The sequence below is a fragment of the Caviibacterium pharyngocola genome, from assembly GCF_002795405.1.
In the GTDB taxonomy this organism is placed as follows: Bacteria; Pseudomonadota; Gammaproteobacteria; order Enterobacterales; family Pasteurellaceae; genus Caviibacterium; species Caviibacterium pharyngocola.
Genome location: NZ_PHGZ01000042.1, coordinates 1 through 20,405, shown reverse-complemented (window position 1 = coordinate 20,405; position 20,405 = coordinate 1). Strand labels below are relative to the sequence as shown.

The 20,405-nt window shown below is 43.5% G+C and carries 17 protein-coding genes and 1 pseudogene; 16 read left to right on the top strand and 2 right to left on the bottom strand.

Annotated elements, in window-relative coordinates; all coding sequences use genetic code 11:
• The first annotated feature begins 192 nt into the window (after nt 1–192).
• The 4 genes from lon (at nt 193) to tsf (ending at nt 6,662) form a co-directional block, all read left to right on the top strand.
• Nucleotides 193–2,613: an endopeptidase La gene (gene lon, locus CVP04_RS12125; RefSeq protein ID WP_100297758.1), complete on the top strand. Its 2,421-nt coding sequence runs from the start codon at nt 193–195 to the stop codon at nt 2,611–2,613.
• 209 nt (nt 2,614–2,822) lie between these two features.
• A complete protein-coding gene (gene ppiD / locus CVP04_RS12120; protein WP_100297757.1) occupies nt 2,823–4,676 on the top strand; it encodes a peptidylprolyl isomerase in 1,854 nt (617 codons plus the stop codon).
• Nucleotides 4,677–4,950: 274 nt separating this feature from the next.
• Nucleotides 4,951–5,676, top strand: coding sequence for a 30S ribosomal protein S2 (rpsB, locus tag CVP04_RS12115; protein ID WP_100297756.1), 726 nt, complete (start codon nt 4,951–4,953; stop codon nt 5,674–5,676).
• Nucleotides 5,677–5,810: 134 nt separating this feature from the next.
• Nucleotides 5,811–6,662, top strand: a complete 852-nt coding sequence (gene tsf, locus CVP04_RS12110) for a translation elongation factor Ts (protein WP_100297755.1) — start codon at nt 5,811–5,813, stop codon at nt 6,660–6,662.
• A 21-nt stretch (nt 6,663–6,683) separates the two neighbouring features.
• On the opposite strand, the gene CVP04_RS12105 is transcribed toward tsf, so the two are convergent.
• Entirely contained in the window at nt 6,684–7,046 is a 363-nt protein-coding gene (locus CVP04_RS12105) for a hypothetical protein (RefSeq protein WP_100297754.1), read from the bottom strand.
• Nucleotides 7,047–7,102: 56 nt separating this feature from the next.
• Nucleotides 7,103–8,623: a phosphoethanolamine transferase gene (locus CVP04_RS12100; RefSeq protein WP_100297759.1), complete on the bottom strand. Its 1,521-nt coding sequence runs from the start codon at nt 8,621–8,623 to the stop codon at nt 7,103–7,105.
• 202 nt (nt 8,624–8,825) lie between these two features.
• Between CVP04_RS12100 and pyrH the strand changes: the two genes are divergently transcribed.
• The 12 genes and pseudogenes from pyrH to CVP04_RS12040 all read left to right on the top strand — a co-directional run.
• Nucleotides 8,826–9,542 carry a UMP kinase gene (gene pyrH / locus CVP04_RS12095; RefSeq protein ID WP_100297753.1) on the top strand — a complete coding sequence of 239 codons (717 nt, stop codon included), beginning with the start codon at nt 8,826–8,828 and terminating at the stop codon, nt 9,540–9,542.
• Nucleotides 9,543–9,584: 42 nt separating this feature from the next.
• Nucleotides 9,585–10,142, top strand: coding sequence for a ribosome recycling factor (gene frr, locus CVP04_RS12090; protein WP_100297752.1), 558 nt, complete (start codon nt 9,585–9,587; stop codon nt 10,140–10,142).
• Between the two features lie 144 nt (nt 10,143–10,286).
• Nucleotides 10,287–11,486, top strand: coding sequence for a 1-deoxy-D-xylulose-5-phosphate reductoisomerase (ispC, locus tag CVP04_RS12085; RefSeq protein ID WP_100297751.1), 1,200 nt, complete (start codon nt 10,287–10,289; stop codon nt 11,484–11,486).
• Between the two features lie 64 nt (nt 11,487–11,550).
• Nucleotides 11,551–12,270, top strand: a complete 720-nt coding sequence (gene uppS / locus CVP04_RS12080; protein WP_100297750.1) for a polyprenyl diphosphate synthase — start codon at nt 11,551–11,553, stop codon at nt 12,268–12,270.
• A gap of 12 nt (nt 12,271–12,282) precedes the next feature.
• A complete protein-coding gene (locus tag CVP04_RS12075; protein ID WP_100297749.1) occupies nt 12,283–13,146 on the top strand; it encodes a phosphatidate cytidylyltransferase in 864 nt (287 codons plus the stop codon).
• A 12-nt stretch (nt 13,147–13,158) separates the two neighbouring features.
• Complete coding sequence (gene rseP / locus CVP04_RS12070) at nt 13,159–14,493, top strand: sigma E protease regulator RseP (protein WP_100297748.1); 1,335 nt, start codon at nt 13,159–13,161, stop codon at nt 14,491–14,493.
• A gap of 30 nt (nt 14,494–14,523) precedes the next feature.
• Nucleotides 14,524–16,896 carry an outer membrane protein assembly factor BamA gene (gene bamA / locus CVP04_RS12065; protein ID WP_100297747.1) on the top strand — a complete coding sequence of 791 codons (2,373 nt, stop codon included), beginning with the start codon at nt 14,524–14,526 and terminating at the stop codon, nt 16,894–16,896.
• Nucleotides 16,897–17,005: 109 nt separating this feature from the next.
• Entirely contained in the window at nt 17,006–17,590 is a 585-nt protein-coding gene (locus CVP04_RS12060; RefSeq protein WP_100297746.1) for an OmpH/Skp family outer membrane protein, read from the top strand.
• Complete coding sequence (gene lpxD, locus CVP04_RS12055; RefSeq protein ID WP_100297745.1) at nt 17,590–18,612, top strand: UDP-3-O-(3-hydroxymyristoyl)glucosamine N-acyltransferase; 1,023 nt, start codon at nt 17,590–17,592, stop codon at nt 18,610–18,612. The genes CVP04_RS12060 and lpxD overlap by 1 nt, the downstream gene beginning before the upstream one ends.
• Before the next feature lie 110 nt (nt 18,613–18,722).
• On the top strand, nt 18,723–19,172 hold the full coding sequence (gene fabZ / locus CVP04_RS12050) for a 3-hydroxyacyl-ACP dehydratase FabZ (protein ID WP_423738308.1): 450 nt from the start codon (nt 18,723–18,725) through the stop codon (nt 19,170–19,172).
• A 9-nt stretch (nt 19,173–19,181) separates the two neighbouring features.
• On the top strand, nt 19,182–19,970 hold the full coding sequence (lpxA, locus tag CVP04_RS12045; RefSeq protein WP_100297743.1) for an acyl-ACP--UDP-N-acetylglucosamine O-acyltransferase: 789 nt from the start codon (nt 19,182–19,184) through the stop codon (nt 19,968–19,970).
• 206 nt (nt 19,971–20,176) lie between these two features.
• Nucleotides 20,177–20,405: pseudogene (locus CVP04_RS12040) on the top strand (hypothetical protein); the annotation flags it as partial.

Below are 20,405 nucleotides of genomic sequence, written 5' to 3'. Positions count from 1 at the left end.
AGAGTAGGGCACCGCCGGGGTTTATTAAGTTTGATAAAACATTGAGAGAAACCGTGAGTTGAGAGACTGACGGTTTTTTTGTTTTTTGGCCTAATATGTAGTCGCACGCTTTTTTCTATCAAACCTTGAACTTGGTCAATTTGACCCAATATCGAACGTATTCCCGAATTTTAAACAGGAGAGTAGTTAATAATGAACGCAAAACGAACAAAACAAAAAAATCTCCCGGTTCTGCCGTTGCGTGACGTTGTGGTATTTCCTTATATGGTAATGCCTTTATTTGTCGGACGCAGTAGATCTGTAAAAAGTCTTAATGAGGCAATGGAAAGTGGCAAACAGTTACTATTGGTCTCACAAAAACAGCCTGATTTAGAGGATCCGACAGTCGATGATATGTATGACATTGGTACCGTTGCCAATATAATCCAACTGCTAAAATTACCTGATGGAATGATTAAAGTATTGGTTGAAGGTCAACAACGTGCAAGAATTCGTTATATTGAAGATAACGGTGAATTTTTTTCAGCCAATGTAGATTTAATCGACTCCGAACTTGGCGATGAAACAGAATTGGATGTCGCAAAGAATGCCGTATTAACAGCATTTGAGAATTATGTTCATTTAAATAAAAAACTTCAACCTGATATTGTTGGCGCATTGAAACGTATTGATGATTTTGAACGTCTCAGCGATACCATTGCGGCACATATTCCCGTTTCAGTTCGTCAAAAACAATCGGCATTAGAGCTAACAAATGTTGAAGAACGATTCGAATATTTGCTTGGATTGCTCGAAAGTGAAACGGATTTATTACAAGTAGAAAAACGGATCCGCGGGCGCGTAAAAAAACAAATGGAGAAAAGCCAGCGTGATTATTATCTAAATGAACAAATCAAAGCGATTCAAAAAGAATTGGGTGAAGGCAACGAAAATAGCCTTGATGAAGTGGAACGACTTCGTCAAAAAGTCGAAGAGGCAAAAATGCCGACGGAAGCGCGTGAAAAAGTTGAATCCGAGCTACAAAAATTAAAAATGATGTCACCAATGTCAGCGGAAGCGACGGTTGTACGTAGTTATATCGATTGGATGCTACAAGTCCCTTGGCATAAACGAAGCAAAGTAAAAAAAGATATTGCCAAAGCGCAAGAAGTGCTAGATACCGATCATTACGGTTTAGAACGCGTAAAAGAACGTATTTTAGAATATTTAGCGGTACAAAGCCGTCTAAATCAGCTAAAAGGTCCGATTCTTTGCTTGGTTGGTCCTCCGGGTGTAGGGAAAACTTCTTTAGGGCAATCTATTGCCAATGCAACCGGACGAAAATATGTGCGTATGGCATTGGGTGGTGTGCGTGATGAAGCGGAAATTCGCGGACATCGTAAAACGTATATCGGATCTTTGCCGGGTAAATTAATCCAAAAAATGGCAAAAGTCGGAGTAAAAAATCCACTATTTCTATTAGATGAAATAGATAAAATGGCATCGGATATGCGAGGTGATCCAGCATCAGCGCTGTTAGAAGTGCTTGATCCCGAACAAAATTCACATTTTAACGATCATTATTTGGAAGTGGATTACGATCTTTCCGACGTAATGTTTGTTGCAACGTCCAATTCAATGAATATTCCGGGACCGCTATTGGATCGTATGGAAGTCATCCGTTTGTCCGGTTACACCGAAGATGAGAAATTAAATATTGCAACGAGACATTTATTAACCAAACAAATTGAGCGAAACGGCTTAAAACCAAACGAATTGATTATTGAAGACAGTGCAATTCTTGATATTATTCGTTATTACACGCGTGAAGCCGGTGTTCGTGGGCTTGAGCGAGAAATTTCAAAAATTTGTCGTAAAGCCGTTAAAAATCTGTTATTAGCGCCAAAACTAAAATCAATCACGGTTAATGCTGCGAATTTGCAAGATTATCTTGGCGTGAAACGTTTTGAATTCGGTCGTGCGGATACACAAAATCGAGTCGGTGAAGTGACCGGCTTGGCGTGGACGGAAGTCGGCGGCGATCTATTAACGATTGAAACCGCTTCTGTTGTAGGAAAAGGGAAACTAACCTTTACCGGTTCGCTTGGCGATGTAATGAAAGAGTCTATTCAGGCGGCGATGACGGTCGTTCGTGCTCGCGCCGATAAACTGGGGATTGCCGATGATTTTTATGAAAAGCGTGATATTCATATTCACGTTCCTGATGGTGCCACGCCGAAAGATGGTCCGAGCGCCGGTATCGCAATGTGTACTGCGCTTGTTTCTTGCCTAACGGGTAATCCGGTGCGTTCTGAAGTCGCGATGACCGGTGAAATCAGTTTGCGCGGAAAAGTATTGCCAATCGGCGGCTTAAAAGAAAAACTATTGGCAGCGCACCGCGGCGGGATTAAAACGGTCATTATCCCGAAAGATAACGTAAAAGATCTGGAAGATATTCCGGAAAATGCGAAAAACAGCTTGACCATTCACGCAGTCGAAACGATTGATGAAGTGTTGACGATAGCGTTACAAAATCCACCGGAAGGTGTTGAATTTGTCAAACTTTCACCGATAAACAAAGTGAAAGCAGCGCGCGCTAAGAAAACAACTTCACGCACGCGAGCGGTCAATTAAGCGGATTCGGATCTAAATGAATAAAATCGGTAAAAAATTTACCGCACTTTTACCTTAACTTATGCGGCGGGCAAAATGTCCGCCGTATTCATTTACGCAAACGACGATTCGCATATTGTCGAGATTTTTAACGTGCCAACATTGCCGCTTTCTATTATAATCAACGGAATTTCTTCATTTAATAATCTAACATTCATAGGATAACTTCAATGTTAATGGAAAAACTGAACGGTGCGTCAAATAGCATCTTATGGAAATTAATCTTCGGTCTTATCGCCGTTTCCTTCGTATTAAGCGGTGTAGCGGGTTATGTATTTACCCAAGTGGATACCTCCGCGGCAAAAGTAAACGGAGAAGAAATTTCTCAGCAAACTTTTCAGCAGCAATATAACGACGAATATCAACGTTTAAGCCAACAACTCGGCGCACAATTTGCCGCTGTGGCGGATTCTCCGGAATTTATCAACGGATTAAGAAAAAATGTATTAAATCGTCTGATCGACCAAGAATTATTGCGCCAGTACGCTTCCGAATTGAAATTAGACGTAAGTGATGCGCAGATTACACAAGAAATCGTCACCTCTCCGGCTTTTCAAAACGACGGAAAATTTGACAACCGCTTATATCAACAAATGTTGTCCTCCAATGGTCTAAACGGTGAAATGTACGCGCAATATGTGCGTGAAGGATTACGCCTTGAACAATTACAAAGCGGTTTTGCCGCATCGGATTTTGTTGTTCCTGCGCAAGCTGAAAATTTAGCGAAATTGTTTTTCCAACAACGTAGCGTTCGCTTGGCAACATTACCGCTAGCAAATGAATTAGCACAACAAACTGTAACGGAACAAGAAATTCAACAATATTATGAATCGAATAAAGCGGCATTTATTGTACCTGAATCGGTAAAAGTCCAATATATTGACTTAACAGCTGCCGTCGCACAGAAAAATGTCAATGTGACCGATGTTGAAATCGCACAATATTATCAAGACAACAAAAGTCAATATATGACCCAACGTTTGGCACATATCCAATTAGCAAGCGAAAAAGAAGCCCAAGCGGTTTATGCGGATTTACAAAAAGGAGAAGATTTCGCTTTATTAGCTAAATTGTATTCAACGGATAAAATCTCAGGTGCTAAAGGTGGCGATTTAAATTGGGTTTCCGCCGGTACCTTACCTACGGAATTTGAAATTGCCGCTGCAAAATTGGATGTGGGACAATACAGCCAGCCGGTAAAAGTGGATAATGCTTATCACATTATCAAAGTGCAAGATGTAAAAACGCGTTCCCTTGACGAAGTTAAAAATGATATTGCAGCGAAAATCCGTAATGATTTAGCGGCAAATGAATTTTATGCATTAGAAAAACGAGTCAATGAAAAAGCCTTTGAAGATCAATCTTCACTAAATGCCGCTGCGCAAGCCGCCGGTGTAAAAGTGGAAGAAACCGACTATTTTACGCGTAAAGATATTCCGCAAGCATTAAATTTTGCGAATTTAGTCTCCACTGTATTTGACTCAGATGTCTCACAAGGCGGAACCAATTCCGAAGCTATTAATGTCGGCGATCAACATTCTATCGTTGTACGCGTTGTTGATCATAAAGCGGAAGGTACAAAAAGTTTAGACGAAGCAAAAGCGGAAATTACCGCGTATTTGACACATCAAAAAGCTGAAAAAGCCGTGTTGGAAAACGCTGAAAAAATTGCCCGCACTTTAGTTGAAAATCCGAATACCGCATTACCTGAAAACGTAAAATTCGGTGAAACGGAAGTACGCGTATTTGCGGAAAATAAAGACCCTGTACTCGATAATGCGATCTTCGCAATGGCAAAACCAACGGATAAACCGAGCTACAGCGCCGCAAAAACATCGGATAATAATGTCGTATTGATCGAGTTAAACAAAGTGGAAGACGGCAATTTATCCGCCGAACAATTACAACAATTTAATGCCCAACTTGCCCAAGCGCGCCAAGCAGAACTTTATCACTCCCTGCTAAACGCATTGCGTGACAAAGCAAAAATTGAAGTGAATAACGACTTTATGAATCAAGAATAATCATTATTCATTTAGAAGAAAAACGGCAGATCAATATTTGCCGTTTTTTGTTTTATCTTTCAAAATACCGAAATTTACACATTTTTTATGGATTTGACAAAATTTTCTGGTTTTAGACCGCACTTTATGGTATAAAGCACGCCGTTATTTTGAATTTCTCAAAGTAATGAATTAATCATAAATCACACACATATCGTTAGGGTAAATCGGGGTGCCAAACGGTCGATTTGCTTGGTATGTGGAGGCTAAACCCCAAACAAAAGGAAAAAATAATATGGCACAAGTTTCAATGCGCGATATGCTTCAAGCAGGCGTTCACTTCGGTCACCAAACACGTTACTGGAATCCAAAAATGAAACCGTTCATTTTCGGACCACGCAACGGCGTTCATATCATCAATCTAGAAAAAACCGTTCCTATGTTCAACGATGCATTGGCTGAATTGACTCGTATTGCGAGCAACAACGGTAAAATCTTATTTGTCGGTACGAAACGTGCGGCAACCGAAGCGGTTCAAGCAGCAGCATTAGACTGTCAACAATATTACGTTAATCACCGTTGGTTAGGTGGTATGTTGACTAACTGGAAAACAGTTCGTCAATCAATCAAACGTTTAAAAGATTTAGAAACACAATCTCAAGACGGTACATTTGATAAATTAACCAAAAAAGAAGCGTTAATGCGTACTCGTGAGATGGAAAAACTTGAGTTAAGCCTTGGCGGTATTAAAGATATGGCGGGTCTTCCGGATGCGATTTTCGTTATCGGCGCGGATCACGAACATATTGCGATCAAAGAAGCGAATAATTTAGGTATTCCTGTGTTTGCTATCGTTGATACCAACTCTAATCCGGACGGCGTTGATTTCGTGATTCCGGGTAACGACGATGCGGTTCGTGCGATTCAATTATATCTTTCCGCTGCAGTTGCGGCAGTGAAAGAAGGTCGCCAACAAGAAGCGGTAACCGAAGAAAATTTCGCGGAAGCGGCAGCAGAATAATTCTGTGAGTAAAGGCGTAAGCCCTTATTAATCACAACGATTAATTGGTTAGCAGGGGGCTTTAGAGTTCCCTGCTTTTTTATCAAAAGTGCGGTGAAAATTTTCACTGAATAGCGTGGATAGAGGAATTTAAAATGGCTGAAATCACAGCAGCATTAGTAAAAGAACTTCGCGAACGTACCGGTGCCGGTATGATGGAATGTAAAAAAGCGTTAGTTGAAGCGAACGGCGATATCGAATTAGCGATCGATAATATGCGTAAATCCGGTCAAGCGAAAGCCGCTAAAAAAGCGGGCCGCGTAGCTGCCGAAGGTGTTATCTTAGCGCGTATCGGCGCAGGTTTCGGCGTATTAGTCGAAATGAACTGCGAAACCGACTTCGTTGCGAAAGATGCCGGTTTCTTAGGTTTGGCAAATGAAGTTGCCGATTATGCTCTTGCGAACAAAGGCACAACAATCGATGTTTTAGCAGCACAATTTGAAGAAAAACGTGCGGCATTAGTGGCGAAAATCGGTGAAAATATGACCGTTCGTCGCGTTAAATATTTAGACGGCGAAGTGATTGCACAATACTTGCACGGTGCGAAAATCGGTGTATTAGTGGCTGGTCAAGGTTCTGAAGAAGAATTAAGAAAAGTGGCAATGCACGTTGCGGCATCTAAACCTGAATTCGTGAATCCGGAAGATGTTTCTGCCGAAGTGGTTGAACACGAACGTCAAATCCAAATCGACATTGCGATCAATTCCGGTAAACCGAAAGAAATCGCAGAAAAAATGGTTGAAGGTCGTATGAAGAAATTCACCGGCGAAGTGTCTTTAACCGGTCAAGCATTCGTAATGGATCCTTCCGTTTCTGTAGGTGACTACTTAAAATCAGTCGGTACTTCAGTATCTAACTTCATTCGTTTAGAAGTGGGCGAAGGTATCGAGAAAGTTGAAGAAGATTTCGCAGCGGAAGTCGCGAAAATCACCGGCGGAAACGCATAATTCTTCAAAGAATCAATAAGATCAGAGGGCGAAATTTCGCCCTCTTTTTTTATGCAATAGAAGCGTTTTAATGTAACTGAGCTTTTGATCTTCGTTAACCTGCAAAACACTCGGCAGCGCCTCAAAGCGGGCTTTAGTTTCTTCCATATCTTGTGCCGGCGGAACGTTCACCGCAATAGCATTAAAATTTTGGTATTGATAAACCAAAGTGGTATGTAAACGTTGGCTTTGGCTAATCAATTCTTTCGCATCGGTTTTTGTCGGATCGTAAAAAATAATTAACGTCCGCGAGCTTTCGTTTTCTGTATTTGGGTGACGGGTTTCGTTACACGCGGTTAAATTTAGGCTGAATAAGCCGATAAATAATAAAAAGAAAAAACGCATTTTTTATTTTTCTCCGAAGTGAGTTAAATATAAATGTTACGAAAATTGACCGCACTTTACGGTGTCGGGATCACGACCGCAGGATCATCCGAACTGTCGATTTTTTCAATTATTTTACTTAAACCGTAATCATCAGGATCTGCGTTATTACTGAACAAATCCGCCGCGGAATTGATTTTCGGGTTATCAATGCCAATCCAATTTGCAATACCGTCGGTGAAATTCAAACCGGATTTAAAAACACGGTATTCCCGTCTTTGCGTATCATCGGAGGAAATTTTAAACAAGGGAACGTCATAATGGCGTTTGCTTCTGCCGTTGCTGTTGTGAATTACGATATTATCCTCGCTGATTTGATGTGCCAAACCGTGATCGGAAAAATAGATCATCGAAAAAGTGCGGTGATTTTTTTGCTGATTTTCACGCAAGCTCTCATAAACTTGGCGCAGTACTTCATCGGTTTTTTTGATCGAAGAAATATAACAGTTCACATTAAAATACTTTTTCGCAATATAATTGTCATTAAATAGTTTCGGATAATCCGTTAAGCGATCGCAGGTGATCGGATGCGAACCGTAAAGATGTAGCACGATAAAACGTTTTCCCTGAAAAGGCTGGGCGATGACTTGGGTAAATTTCGGTAGCAACTGAAAATCGCTGGTATTGGTATTTAGCGAATCGCCGGCTTTGAGAAAGATTTTTTCGTCGCTTTTATTGGCAATAGCGGAAATCGGCGTATCAAATTGCCCCAAATAACCTTGGTTGGAAATCCAATAGGTTTTGATTCCGGCGGATTTGACCAAATCAATAAAGTTTAACCCATAATCGCCTTCCCATTGTTGGGTGTCGGGTTTGGTCAGCATTAGCTTTAACGAGGCGATGGTATTAGTTCCGCCTGCGGTAAAACCGTCAATCAAGGTACCTTTTGCCGATGACATAAACGGCGTATTTTCTACCGGATAGCCGTAAGCGTGGTGATAATCTTTTCTCGCGCTTTCGCCGATAATAACAACATAATCATCATAGCCCGAATCCAATCTTAAGCTCGATTTTCCCCATTGGCTTTCAATGCTAAGATTATTTAACATCGTTAATTCTTGCGAAACTTTCATTCCAGCGTGATAAGTGTCTTGCAGCAGTTTAAACGGCACGGTATCGAACAAGGCGAAAATCATCACCGCCGCAAGAAAAACTTTGTTTTTATGCAAATAAAGTCGATATTTTTGCGTGCAAAAACGGAAAAACAACACTAAAGCGATAATCGCAACCGGCAGCAAATAATTGATGAACGGCAGTTGAGACAAAAATTCTTTGCCTTCCAATAAATCCGTGGCGAAAACGGAAGCGATATATTGATAAGACGGTGCGCCGAAACTTAACCCGATGGGTGCATAAAGGGCGTAAACGGCTAAAATCGGCATTAACACGAAATAAAACAGTTTTTTAGAGGAATTTAAAATAATAATCAACGCGCTAAATAATAAAATTTCTCTTAAACTTGGCGCGCTGAAATAACCGGAACCGATTAACGCCAATCTTGCCGCAAAATATAAGGCGATAAGCGCGATGATTGCCATAATGAATTGAAGGGAATCGGGAATTCTGATTTTTTTCTGCTTAAACGACACAATCTTTCCTTTTCGGAATAACAACGTTGCGAGGTATTTTACTGAATTTTAATTAGCGGTTCTATCGCTATTTTTTACATCGACTATTTTCAGTTAAGCAATGTTGCTCTATAATAAACAGAATTTTATGTCCGAGTTCTGAGGAGAAAAAATGAGTAATCCGATCTATAAACGCATTCTATTAAAATTAAGCGGTGAAGCCTTGCAAGGAGACGAAGGTTTCGGTATCGACCCATCTATTTTGGACAGAATGGCGCTTGAAATCAAAGAGTTATTGGAAATGGGCGTGGAAGTCGGCGTCGTGCTCGGCGGCGGCAATTTATTCCGTGGTGCGAAATTAGCGAAAGCCGGAATGAACCGTGTGGTCGGCGACCATATGGGGATGTTGGCAACCGTAATGAACGGCTTGGCAATGCGTGATGCCTTACACCGTGCTGACGTGAATGCAAAATTAATGTCCGCATTCCAATTAAACGGTATTTGCGATACTTATAACTGGTCGGAAGCGATTAAAATGTTACGCGAAAAACGCGTAGTGATTTTCTCCGGTGGTACGGGCAGCCCGTTCTTTACGACGGATTCGGCAGCTTGTTTACGCGGTATTGAAATTGAAGCCGATGTCGTGTTAAAAGCGACTAAAGTAGAAGGTGTTTATGACTGTGATCCGGCGAAAAATCCGGATGCCGTGTTATATAACAAATTGACTTATGCCGACGTGATCGAAAGAGAATTGCAAGTAATGGACTTAGCCGCATTTACTCTTGCTCGCGATCACGGTATGCCGATTCGTGTATTTAATATGGGTAAACCGGGTGCGTTACGCAATGTGCTTTTAGGTCAAACCGAAGGCACGCTGATTTGCGATTAATGTAGAATTGATAAAACTGTTTAATTGAATAAAGGAATCTCAGTGATTAACGAAATTAAAAAAGATACGCAAGTGCGTATGGAAAAAAGCCTTGAAACATTCAAAAGCCACATTGTGAAAGTGAGAACCGGACGCGCGCAACCAAGTTTGCTCGACGGTATTCAAGTGGACTATTACGGTGCGGCGACACCTCTACGTCAATTAGCCAACGTCGTGGCGGAAGATGCGCGTACGTTAGCCGTAACGGTTTTTGATCGCAGCTTAATCAGCGCAGTGGAAAAAGCGATTTTGACCTCCGATTTAGGATTGAATCCGTCTTCTGCCGGCACAACGATTCGTGTGCCGTTGCCGCCGTTGACGGAAGAACGTCGTCGCGATTTGATTAAAATCGTAAAAAGCGAAGCGGAACAAGGCAAAGTTGCCGTGCGTAATGTGCGTCGTGATGCCAATGATCAAATCAAAGCATTATTAAAAGACAAAGAAATCAGCGAAGACGAAGAACGTAAAGCGCAAGACGAAATTCAAAAAATTACCGACACCTTCATCAAAAAAGTGGATGAAGCCTTGGCGGAAAAAGAAAAAGAATTGTTGGATTTCTAATTGCGTCAAAAAGGATATTTCCGACTGATCCTATTTTGAGGCGTAAGCCCGCTATATTAAAACGCAGTTTGTACTGCGTTTTTTATTGTAGATAAATAGGGCTTATTGATTGCAATTTATTTTTAAAAGTGCGGTGAAATTTTTATGCAAAATAAAACGAATATTGTCATTTTAGGTTCGACCGGTTCCATCGGAGCCAGCACCTTATCGGTTATCGAACATAATCCTGAACGTTATCAAGTTTTGGCATTGGTCGGCGGGCGCAATGCGGAGCGAATGGCGGAACAATGTCTGAAATTTCAACCTAAATTCGCCGCATTGGAAGATGAGCAAGCAGCAAAAATTTTGCGTGAAAAACTCACCGCACTTCAGTGCAATACACGCATATTAAGCGGACAACAAGCCATTTGCGAGCTCGCCGCTCATCCGCAAGCAGATCAAGTAATGGCGGCGATTGTAGGCGCGGCGGGTTTATTGCCGACATTAGCTGCCGTTCAAGCGGGAAAACGCGTCTTATTAGCCAATAAAGAAACCTTAGTCACTTGCGGACAACTTTTTATCGACGAAGTAAAAAAACATCACGCGCAACTCTTACCGGTGGACAGCGAACATAATGCGATTTTCCAATCGTTACCGCACGCGGCGCAAGAGCAAATTGGATTTTGTCCGCTAAAAGAATTGGGTATCAGTAAAATTGTCCTCACTGGTTCCGGCGGACCTTTTCGTTATACGGATTTAAGCGAATTCGAACATATCACACCTGAACAAGCCGTAGCGCATCCGAATTGGTCAATGGGCAAAAAAATCTCCGTGGATTCGGCGACAATGATGAATAAAGGCTTGGAATATATTGAAGCGCGCTGGCTGTTTAACGCCGCCGAAGAAGAAATGGAAGTGATTATTCACCCGCAATCCATTATTCATTCAATGGTGCGTTATCTAGACGGCAGTGTCATCGCCCAAATGGGCAACCCCGATATGCGTACCCCGATTGCCGAAACAATGGCCTATCCGAACCGCACTTTTGCCGGCGTCGAACCTTTGGACTTTTATCAACTTAACGGCTTAACCTTTTTAAAACCGGATTACCAACGTTATCCTTGCTTAAAACTCGCCATTGATGCCTTTCGCGCCGGTCAATACGCCACAACGGCAATGAATGCGGCGAATGAAATTGCCGTGGATGCGTTTTTAAATCGTCGAATCGGCTTTACGCAAATCGCACAAGTTAATCAACGCGTCGTGGAAAAAATCACCCCGCAGAAGATAATGGCGATTGGTGATGTGTTGGAAATTGATCGGAAAGCGCGCGAATTAGCCGAGCGACTGATTTTAAGTTTTTAACCGTAGCCGCCTGTGATATAGTGACGCATAAAAAGTGCGGTTAAAAAATCCGAGTAAAATAAGAATGATTGAAATTGATGCGAATAACATCCCCCGACACGTTGCCATTATTATGGATGGTAACGGGCGTTGGGCGAAACAAAAAGGGAAAATGCGTATTTTCGGGCATACGAACGGTGTGGCGGCGGTGCGTGAGGCGGTATCTTATGCGCGTAAGATCGGCGTGCAAGTTTTGACGTTATATGCCTTCAGCAGTGAAAACTGGAATCGTCCGGAGCAAGAAGTCAGCGCTTTGATGACGTTATTTATGCAAGCTTTGGATCGCGAAGTGAAAAAATTGCATAAAAATAATATTCGTTTGAAAATTGTCGGCGATATTTCGCGGTTCAGCGCGGCGTTACAAGAAAAAATCGCAAAAGCGGAGAATTTAACGGAAAATAACACCGCACTTACGTTGAATATTGCGGCGAATTACGGCGGTTGTTGGGATATTGTGCAAGCGGCGCAAAAAATCGCTCGGTCGGTAAAAGAGGGTGGCTTGAACCCTGATGAAATTACCGAATCCTTGTTCCAACAGCATTTAGTAACTGGCGATCAGCCGATGGTAGACTTGTTAATTCGCACCAGCGGCGAGCAGCGAATAAGTAATTTTTTGCTATGGCAAATCGCTTATGCGGAGTTATATTTTTCCGACGTACTGTGGCCGGATTTTGATCAGAAAGAATTTAATCGAGCCGTTGCGGCTTATCAACAACGTCATCGCCGTTTCGGCGCGACAGAATAGAGGACTTGAATTTTGTTAAAACAACGAGTGTTATCGGCGATTGTGCTTATCGCTATTGTCTTTTCGGCGTTATTTTGGTTTTCTCCTTTTTATTTTGCGCTCGCCTTGGGTGTGGTGACGACGCTGGGCGTGTGGGAATGGACGCAATTCGCACGCATTAAAAACGGCTTTTGGCGTTTGCTTATCGCCGGATTGGCCGGTGCGTTTTTGTTTTTGTTGATTTTCGGCGAAGCGGATTATTTGAATGTGGGTAGAGTGTTCGAAGGCTATGCACAGCCCGTTTTACTCGCCTCCGTGATTTGGTGGATTGTAGCGTTGGGTTTTGTGGTGCGTTATCCGCATTCGGCGAAATTATGGGGAAAATCGGCTTTGTTGCAACTGGTGTTCGCTGTGTTGACGCTGATTCCGTTTTTAATCGGCGTGTTACGTTTACGTTTGGACGGCTATAACGCGAATCCTTATCACGGTGTAATGTTATTGCTTTATGTCTTTATTTTGGTCTGGGCGGCGGATTCCGGCGCTTATTTCGCCGGACGAAAATTTGGCAAACATAAATTAGCACCGAAAGTTTCACCGGGTAAAACTTGGCAAGGCGTGATCGGCGGATTAATCACGGCGGTCGTGTTGGCGGCGTTATTCATTCAAATTGCGCCGAATAATTTGTTCACCGTTTCAACCGCACCTTTTGTGCTGTTGTCCTTATGTACCGTGGCGATTTCCGTGCTCGGCGATTTAACCGAAAGTATGTTTAAGCGGGAAAGCGGAATCAAAGACAGCAGTAATTTAATTCCGGGGCACGGCGGTATTTTGGATCGTATCGACAGTTTGACCGCTGCGGTGCCGTTTTTCGCTTATTTTTATTTTTACGTTTTATAGGAACCACGCGTAATGTCATTTCTTTGGTCATTAGTGTCTTTTTTGATCGTCATCGGCGTACTGGTTTCCGTGCACGAATACGGACATTTTTGGGCGGCGCGAAAGTGCGGTATAAAAATTCATCGTTTTTCAATCGGTTTCGGCAAAGTGTTATGGTCGCGTATTGACAAACACGGCACGGAGTTCGCCGTATCGGCAATTCCCTTGGGCGGTTATGTCAAAATGCTGGATGAACGCAATGAGGATGTGCCGGACGAATTGAAATCGCAATCCTTTAATAGCAAAAGCGTGGCGCAGCGGGCGTTTGTCATCATTGCCGGCCCTGCGGCGAATTTCTTTTTTGCGATTTTGGCTTATTGGGCGGTATATTCTCTCGGTATTCCGAGCGTGAAACCGGTGATTGCGGAGGTTCGTCAAGATTCGATTGCAGCGCAGGCAATGATTCAGCCGAATTCGCAAATTATGGCGATTGACGGCAGTCGCACGCCGGATTGGGAAACCATTAATATGCTGTTGGCGACAAAAATGGGTAATGAGAACGTGGATATTACGTTGTCGCCTTTCGGCAGCCAAATCGAACAGCACAAAACGTTGAATTTACGCAACTGGCGCTTTGATCCCGACAAAGAAAGCGCATTTACCGCATTGGGAATGATTCCGGTGCGAACTAAAATCGAAATGACCTTGTCTAAGGTTGTGGAAAATTCACCGGCGGAATCCGCAGGATTGCGAATCGGAGATAAATTATATACTGCCGAAGGCGCGCCGATGCAATGGCAATCCTTTGTGAATACGGTAAAAGAAGGGCGACCTTTCAGTTTTCAAATCGAGCGTGACGGCACTTTTTTAACTAAAACCTTAGTGCCGCAGCAAAATGAAAAAGGGAAATGGTATGTGGGCGTTTCGCCGACATTTCATCCGATTGCGGATGAGTATCGCACCGAATTAAAATATGATATTCTTGACGCGCTGCAGAAAGGTATCGAAAAAACCGCCCAACTCTCGTGGTTGACGATAAAAGTGATTGGTAAACTATTTACCGGCGATTTGTCTTTAACCAATTTGAGCGGTCCCGTGTCGATTGCAAAAGGCGCGGGAATGTCGTCGGAAATCGGGTTCGTTTATTATTTAAGCTTTATGGCGTTAATTAGTGTGAACCTTGGGATTATGAATTTGTTTCCGTTGCCCGTATTAGACGGCGGACATCTTGTATTTTTAGCGGCCGAAGCGGTAAAAGGTAAACCGCTTTCCGAAAGAGTACAACAGATCGCCTATCGAGTCGGCGCGGCACTTTTATTAGCCTTGACGGTATTTGCTTTATTTAATGATTTTCTACGTCTAGCATAATTTATTTTTTTGAACAGGATACAGGTAACAATGAAAAAACTTCTGATTGCAAGTTTACTATTCGGCTCCACAACAGTGATCGCCGCGCCTTTTGTCGTGCAAGACATTCGTGTTGACGGCGTACAAGCCGGTTCGGAAGGCGCGATTCTTTCCGGATTGCCCGTGCGTATCGGACAACGTGCGACGGATAACGATATTTCGAACGTGGTGAGAACGCTTTTCTTACGCGGCTATGAAGATGTCAAAGCATCAAGAGAAGGCAACACCTTGGTGATCTCCGTGCAGCAACGACCGATTATCAGCGATGTGATTTTAGACGGTAACGAATCCATTCCGGACGATGCATTAAAAGATAACTTAAATGCAAACGGTTTTGCCGCCGGCGATGTGTTAAACCGTGAAAAATTGGAAGCATTCCGTCAAAGTTTGTTAGAGCATTATCAAAGTGTCGGTCGTTATAATGCGAAAGTCGAAACCATTGTAAATACCTTACCGAACAACCGCGCCGAAGTGAAATTGCAAATTAAAGAAAACGATGTTGCCTTGTTGAAAGGTATCGAATTTGAAGGCAACGAAGCCTTTAGCAGCGGGAAATTACAAGATCAAATGGAATTACAACCGGATGCGTGGTGGAAATTATTCGGTAATAAATTCGATTCCACCCAATTCGGCAAAGATTTGGAAACCTTGCGCGAATATTATTTGGATCGCGGTTATGCGAAATTCCAAATCACCGGTACGGACGTTCAACTAAATGACGAAAAAACCGAAGCGAAAGTCGCGATTAAAGTCCACGAAGGTGAGCAATATACCGTGAGCAATGCGCGTATCGTCGGTGATGTGGGCGGAATGGCGGAACAGCTGTCGCCGTTATTAAAACAAATTCGCCTTAACGACACCTTCCGCCGCAGCGACGTTAAAGCCGTGGAAGACGGCATTAAAGCGACGCTAGGCGAACAAGGTTACGCTAGCGCGCAAGTGAATGTGAGTCCGGAATTTAACGATGCGGAGAAAACCTTAGGCTTAACCTTTGTGGTGGATGCCGGTCGTCGTTATTCCGTGCGCCAAATTCGTTTCGAAGGTAACACGATCAGTGCGGACAGCACATTGCGCCAAGAAATGCGTCAACAAGAAGGTACTTGGTTATCTTCCCAATTAATCGAACTCGGTAAAGTGCGGTTGGAAAGAACCGGATTTTTTGAAACCGTCGATTCGCGCACCGAAGCCGTAAACGGTACCGATGACGAATTGGACGTAATCTATAAAGTGAAAGAACGCAACACCGGTAGTATCAACTTCGGTGTGGGTTACGGTACGGAAAGCGGATTAAGCTACCAAGCTAGCATTAAACAAGATAACTTCTTGGGAATGGGATCTTCTATCAGCTTAGGCGGTTCGCGTAACGATTACGGTACCAGCATTAATTTAGGTTATACCGAACCTTACTTCACCAAAGACGGCGTAAGTTTGGGCGGCAACGTATTCTTCGAAGAATATGATAACTCGAAAAGTAGTACCTCCGCGTCTTATAGCCGAACCACATACGGCGTAAACGGCACATTGGGCTTCCCTGTTAACGAAAATAACTCTTACTACGTCGGTTTGGGTTATGTTCACAATAAATTAAAAGACGTCGTACCGGAATTTAACCGTAATTTATATCGTCAATCAATGAACTACGACGATTGGACATTTAAAGCGGACGACTTCGAATTTTCTTTCGGTTGGAACTATAACAGCTTGAACCGCGGTTATTTCCCGACATCGGGCGTGAAAGCCACCGTGGGCGGTAAAGTCACAATTCCGGGATCCGATAACAAATATTATAAAGCCAATGCGGAAGTTCAAGGCTTCTATCCGTTGGATCGCGATCACATTTGGGTAATGTCCGCTCGCCTCGGCGCCTCTTATGCGAACGGTTTCGGCGGCAAACGCTTACCGTTCTATCAAAACTATTCTGCGGGCGGTATCGGCAGTTTACGCGGATTCGCCTATGGTGCGGTCGGTCCGCAAGCGATTTATTGGAACGATTCCTGTAACAACGGTAATGGCGGCTATTGTAAGGTAAATGATATTATCGGCGGTAACGCAATGACCACGGCAAGCCTTGAATTAATCGTGCCGACACCGTTCGTAGCGGATAAAAATCAACGTTCGGTGCGCACCTCGTTATTTGTGGACGCCGCAAGCGTTTGGAATACCAAATGGAAATCCGACGGCAAATCCCTGTATCCGAATTTACCGGATTACGGCGATCCTTCGCGCGTCAGATCGTCCGCCGGTGTTGCCTTCCAATGGCAATCGCCGATCGGCCCGTTGGTATTCTCTTATGCCAAACCGTTGAAAAAATATGACGGCGATGAAATCGAGCAATTCCAATTTAGTATCGGCGGAACCTTCTAGTCGGAACTTATCGGAAATTTCATAGTCTAATCCCATATCCGCACGATGGTATTTAAAGATCGTGCGGAAGTAATACACAAACAGACTTAGTTTAAGGAAAATTTAACAAATGAAAAAAGTAGTAAAATTAACCGCACTTTCTTTAGCGTTGGCGTTCAGTTCCTCGTTAATGGCGAATGATAATATCGCCTTTATCAATGTGGATTACCTTTTCGCAAATCACCCTGCGCGTAAAGTGGAATTACAAAAATTAGACGACGAGTTTAAAGCGCCGGCGGAAAAACTACAAGCGGCGGAAAAAGCACTACAAGAGAAAAGAACCGCATTTGAAAAAGAAATCGACGGTAAAGTGAAAGCGTTAGAAAAAGAAGCGCCGAAATTACGTCAAGCGGATATCAAAAAACGTCAAGACGAAATTGCAAAATTAGCTGAAAAACGTGATGCGGAATTTAAAGCGCTTGTTGACAAACACCAAAAAGACGTAGCGAAATTCCGTGAAGACGGTCAAAAACGTCAAATGGAAGTGGATCAAAAATTATTGACCGACATTCAAAATGCAACGACAGAAGTGGCGAAAGCGCAAAACTTCACCGCAGTGCTTGATGAAAAAGCGGCAATTTACAGCGCAGACGGTAAAAATATTACCGAAGACGTCTTAAAAGCTATTCCGGCTCCGGCAGAACAGGCTAAATAATGCAAACCTATTCCCTTAAAGCATTAGCGGAACAAATCGGCGCTACCATTCGTGGTAACGCCGATGTCGTCGTTGACAGTATCGCACCTTTAGATAAAGCGAGCGCCAATCAGCTGACCTTTATTTCCAACGTGAAATTTCGCGAGCTACTTGCTCAATCGCAAGCCGGCGTCTTGGTTGTCAGCGAAAGCGACGTGCCGTTTTGTGCCGAGCAAAGCAATTTGTTGATTGTAAAAGATCCTTATGTCGCTTATGCATTATTGGCGCAATATATGGACGATACGCCGAAAGCGGCAAGCAATATCGCCGAAAGTGCGGTAATTTCCGACCGCGCTTTATTGGGTAAAAACGTCTCCGTCGGCGCTAATGCCGTCATCGAAGAGGGCGTTATATTGGGCGATGATGTTGTAATCGGCGCGGGTTGCTTTATCGGTAAAAATACCAAGATCGGCGACGGCACGCAACTTTGGGCGAACGTCAGCGTTTACCATAATGTGCAAATCGGACAACGTTGCTTAATTCAGTCCGGCGCCGTGATTGGCAGTGACGGATTCGGTTACGCCAATGATCGCGGACGTTGGATTAAAATTCCGCAAACCGGCGGTGTGATTATCGGTAACAATGTGGAAATCGGTGCCTGCACTTGTATCGATCGAGGTGCATTGGATGCTACGGTAATCGAAGATAACGTTATTATCGATAACCTTTGTCAAATCGCTCATAACGTGCATATCGGCACGGGCACGGCGGTAGCGGGCGGCGTGATTATGGCGGGCAGTTTGAAAGTCGGTCGTTATTGTTTGATCGGCGGCGCCAGCGTGATCAACGGACATATGGAAATCTGCGATAAAGTCACGATCACTGGTATGGGAATGGTAATGCGCCCGATCACCGAACCGGGCATTTATTCTTCCGGTATTCCGTTGCAAACGAACAAAGAATGGCGTAAAACCGCAGCCTTAACCTTGGACATTGATAAAATGAACAAGCGTTTGAAAAACCTCGAAAAGAAATTACGCTAAAATCGAATTAAACGTGCCACTGATGTGGTACGTTTTGTATTGGGCGGTTAAATATCGTATAATCCCTTCAAAATCCGATTATTAATTATATTTATTGAAAAGGTGTGATTGTGACAATTAAAGAAACTGCAAGAACTATTGAAGCGAAAGAAATAATGACGTTGCTTCCTCATCGTTATCCGTTTTTATTGGTTGACCGCGTAACGGATTTTGAAGAAGGAAAATGGCTTAAAGCGGTAAAAAATATCAGTGTAAACGAACCTTGCTTTACCGGTCATTTCCCGGCGGAACCGATTTTTCCGGGCGTGTTGATTCTTGAAGCGCTCGCGCAGGCAATGGGAATTCTTGCCTTTAAAACTCACGAATTAAGCGGCGGTGAATTGTTTTATTTCGCCGGCATCGATGAAGCCCGCTTTAAACGTCCGGTATTACCCGGCGATCAAATGGAATTAAATGTTACCGTGATTAAAGAACGTCGCGGTATTACGGCGTTTACCGGCGTTGCTAGCGTAAACGGCGAAGTCGCTTGTGAAGCAAAACTAATGTGTGCTCGTCGCTAAGGGGAAACTATGATCCACCCAAGTGCTAAAATTCATCCTTCTTCTATCGTGGAAGAAGGCGCAAAAATCGGTGAAAACGTCGTTATCGGGCCGTTTTGTATTGTCAGCGCGGATGTGGAAATCGGCAAAGGAACGGTTTTACATTCGCACGTTGTCGTTAAAGGCGTGACCACCATCGGCGAAGATAACCAGATTTTCCAATTCGCCAGTATCGGCGAAGTGAACCAAGATCTGAAATATCAAGGCGAACCGACCAAAACCATTATCGGCAATCGTAATCGTATTCGCGAAAGCGTAACCATTCACCGCGGCACGGTTCAAGGCGGGGGGGTGACGCGAGTCGGCGACGATAATTTATTTATGATTAACGCGCACATTGCACACGATTGCCACATTAAAAATCGTTGTATCCTCGCCAATAACGCCACGCTTGCCGGACACGTCGAATTGGACGATTTCGTGATTGTCGGCGGAATGTCGGCGATCCACCAATTCGTGATCGTCGGTGCGCACGTTATGTTGGGCGGCGGTTCGATGGTGAGCCAAGACGTCCCGCCGTATGTAATGGCGCAAGGCAACCACGCACAACCTTTCGGCGTGAATATCGAAGGATTAAAACGTCGCGGATTCGATAAACCGACACTACACGCCATTCGTAACGTGTACAAATTGATTTATCGCAGCGGCAGAACCTTGGAAGATATTATGCCGGAAATCGAACATTACGCGAAAACCGAAACGGCGATCAGTTTCTTCTTGGACTTCTTCAAACGTTCGACTCGCGGAATTATTCGCTAGTTTTTCGCAAAACGATCAAGATATTGACCGCACTTTTTGGCAGATTAAGTGCGGTTTTTTATTTGAAAGTTGCATTGCAAAATCTTTGATGATAAATTACACAACGTTCGTGTAACAAACCGATAAAATTTACTGCCGGTTATCTCACCGGAGAAATGCCGGCGAATATTCATTTAAACCGATATTTTATACATTCGTCATTCGCTATGATAAACGCTGCGCCAAACTCCGTTTATGTTGCTGTAGTCTGTGCCCTTTGTTCTTCCTTCTCCTTTGCCGAAGTGCCGCCGCAGGTATTATCCGAGCTAAACCGATTCGACACCAATCAGCAGCAACGCCAAATTCAACAGCAACAAGCCCAACAAACCCGTCTTCAACCTTCTATTGATATCCGCTCCGAAAGCGCGCAACCGCCGCTCAGTTTACCGTCTGAAG

Bases quoted from the DNA above. Each gene is read 5' to 3' on its own strand.
- uppS (WP_100297750.1), top strand. From the start codon at position 11,551: ATGATTGAAATTGATGCGAATAACATCCCCCGACACGTTGCCATTATT.
- CVP04_RS12100 (WP_100297759.1), bottom strand. From the start codon at position 8,623: ATGGCAATCATCGCGCTTATCGCCTTATATTTTGCGGCAAGATTGGCG.
- ispC (WP_100297751.1), top strand. From the start codon at position 10,287: ATGCAAAATAAAACGAATATTGTCATTTTAGGTTCGACCGGTTCCATC.
- bamA (WP_100297747.1), top strand. From the start codon at position 14,524: ATGAAAAAACTTCTGATTGCAAGTTTACTATTCGGCTCCACAACAGTG.
- tsf (WP_100297755.1), top strand. From the start codon at position 5,811: ATGGCTGAAATCACAGCAGCATTAGTAAAAGAACTTCGCGAACGTACC.
- lpxA (WP_100297743.1), top strand. From the start codon at position 19,182: ATGATCCACCCAAGTGCTAAAATTCATCCTTCTTCTATCGTGGAAGAA.
- lpxD (WP_100297745.1), top strand. From the start codon at position 17,590: ATGCAAACCTATTCCCTTAAAGCATTAGCGGAACAAATCGGCGCTACC.
- CVP04_RS12060 (WP_100297746.1), top strand. From the start codon at position 17,006: ATGAAAAAAGTAGTAAAATTAACCGCACTTTCTTTAGCGTTGGCGTTC.
- CVP04_RS12105 (WP_100297754.1), bottom strand. From the start codon at position 7,046: ATGCGTTTTTTCTTTTTATTATTTATCGGCTTATTCAGCCTAAATTTA.
- ppiD (WP_100297757.1), top strand. From the start codon at position 2,823: ATGTTAATGGAAAAACTGAACGGTGCGTCAAATAGCATCTTATGGAAA.
- pyrH (WP_100297753.1), top strand. From the start codon at position 8,826: ATGAGTAATCCGATCTATAAACGCATTCTATTAAAATTAAGCGGTGAA.
- rseP (WP_100297748.1), top strand. From the start codon at position 13,159: ATGTCATTTCTTTGGTCATTAGTGTCTTTTTTGATCGTCATCGGCGTA.
- lon (WP_100297758.1), top strand. From the start codon at position 193: ATGAACGCAAAACGAACAAAACAAAAAAATCTCCCGGTTCTGCCGTTG.
- rpsB (WP_100297756.1), top strand. From the start codon at position 4,951: ATGGCACAAGTTTCAATGCGCGATATGCTTCAAGCAGGCGTTCACTTC.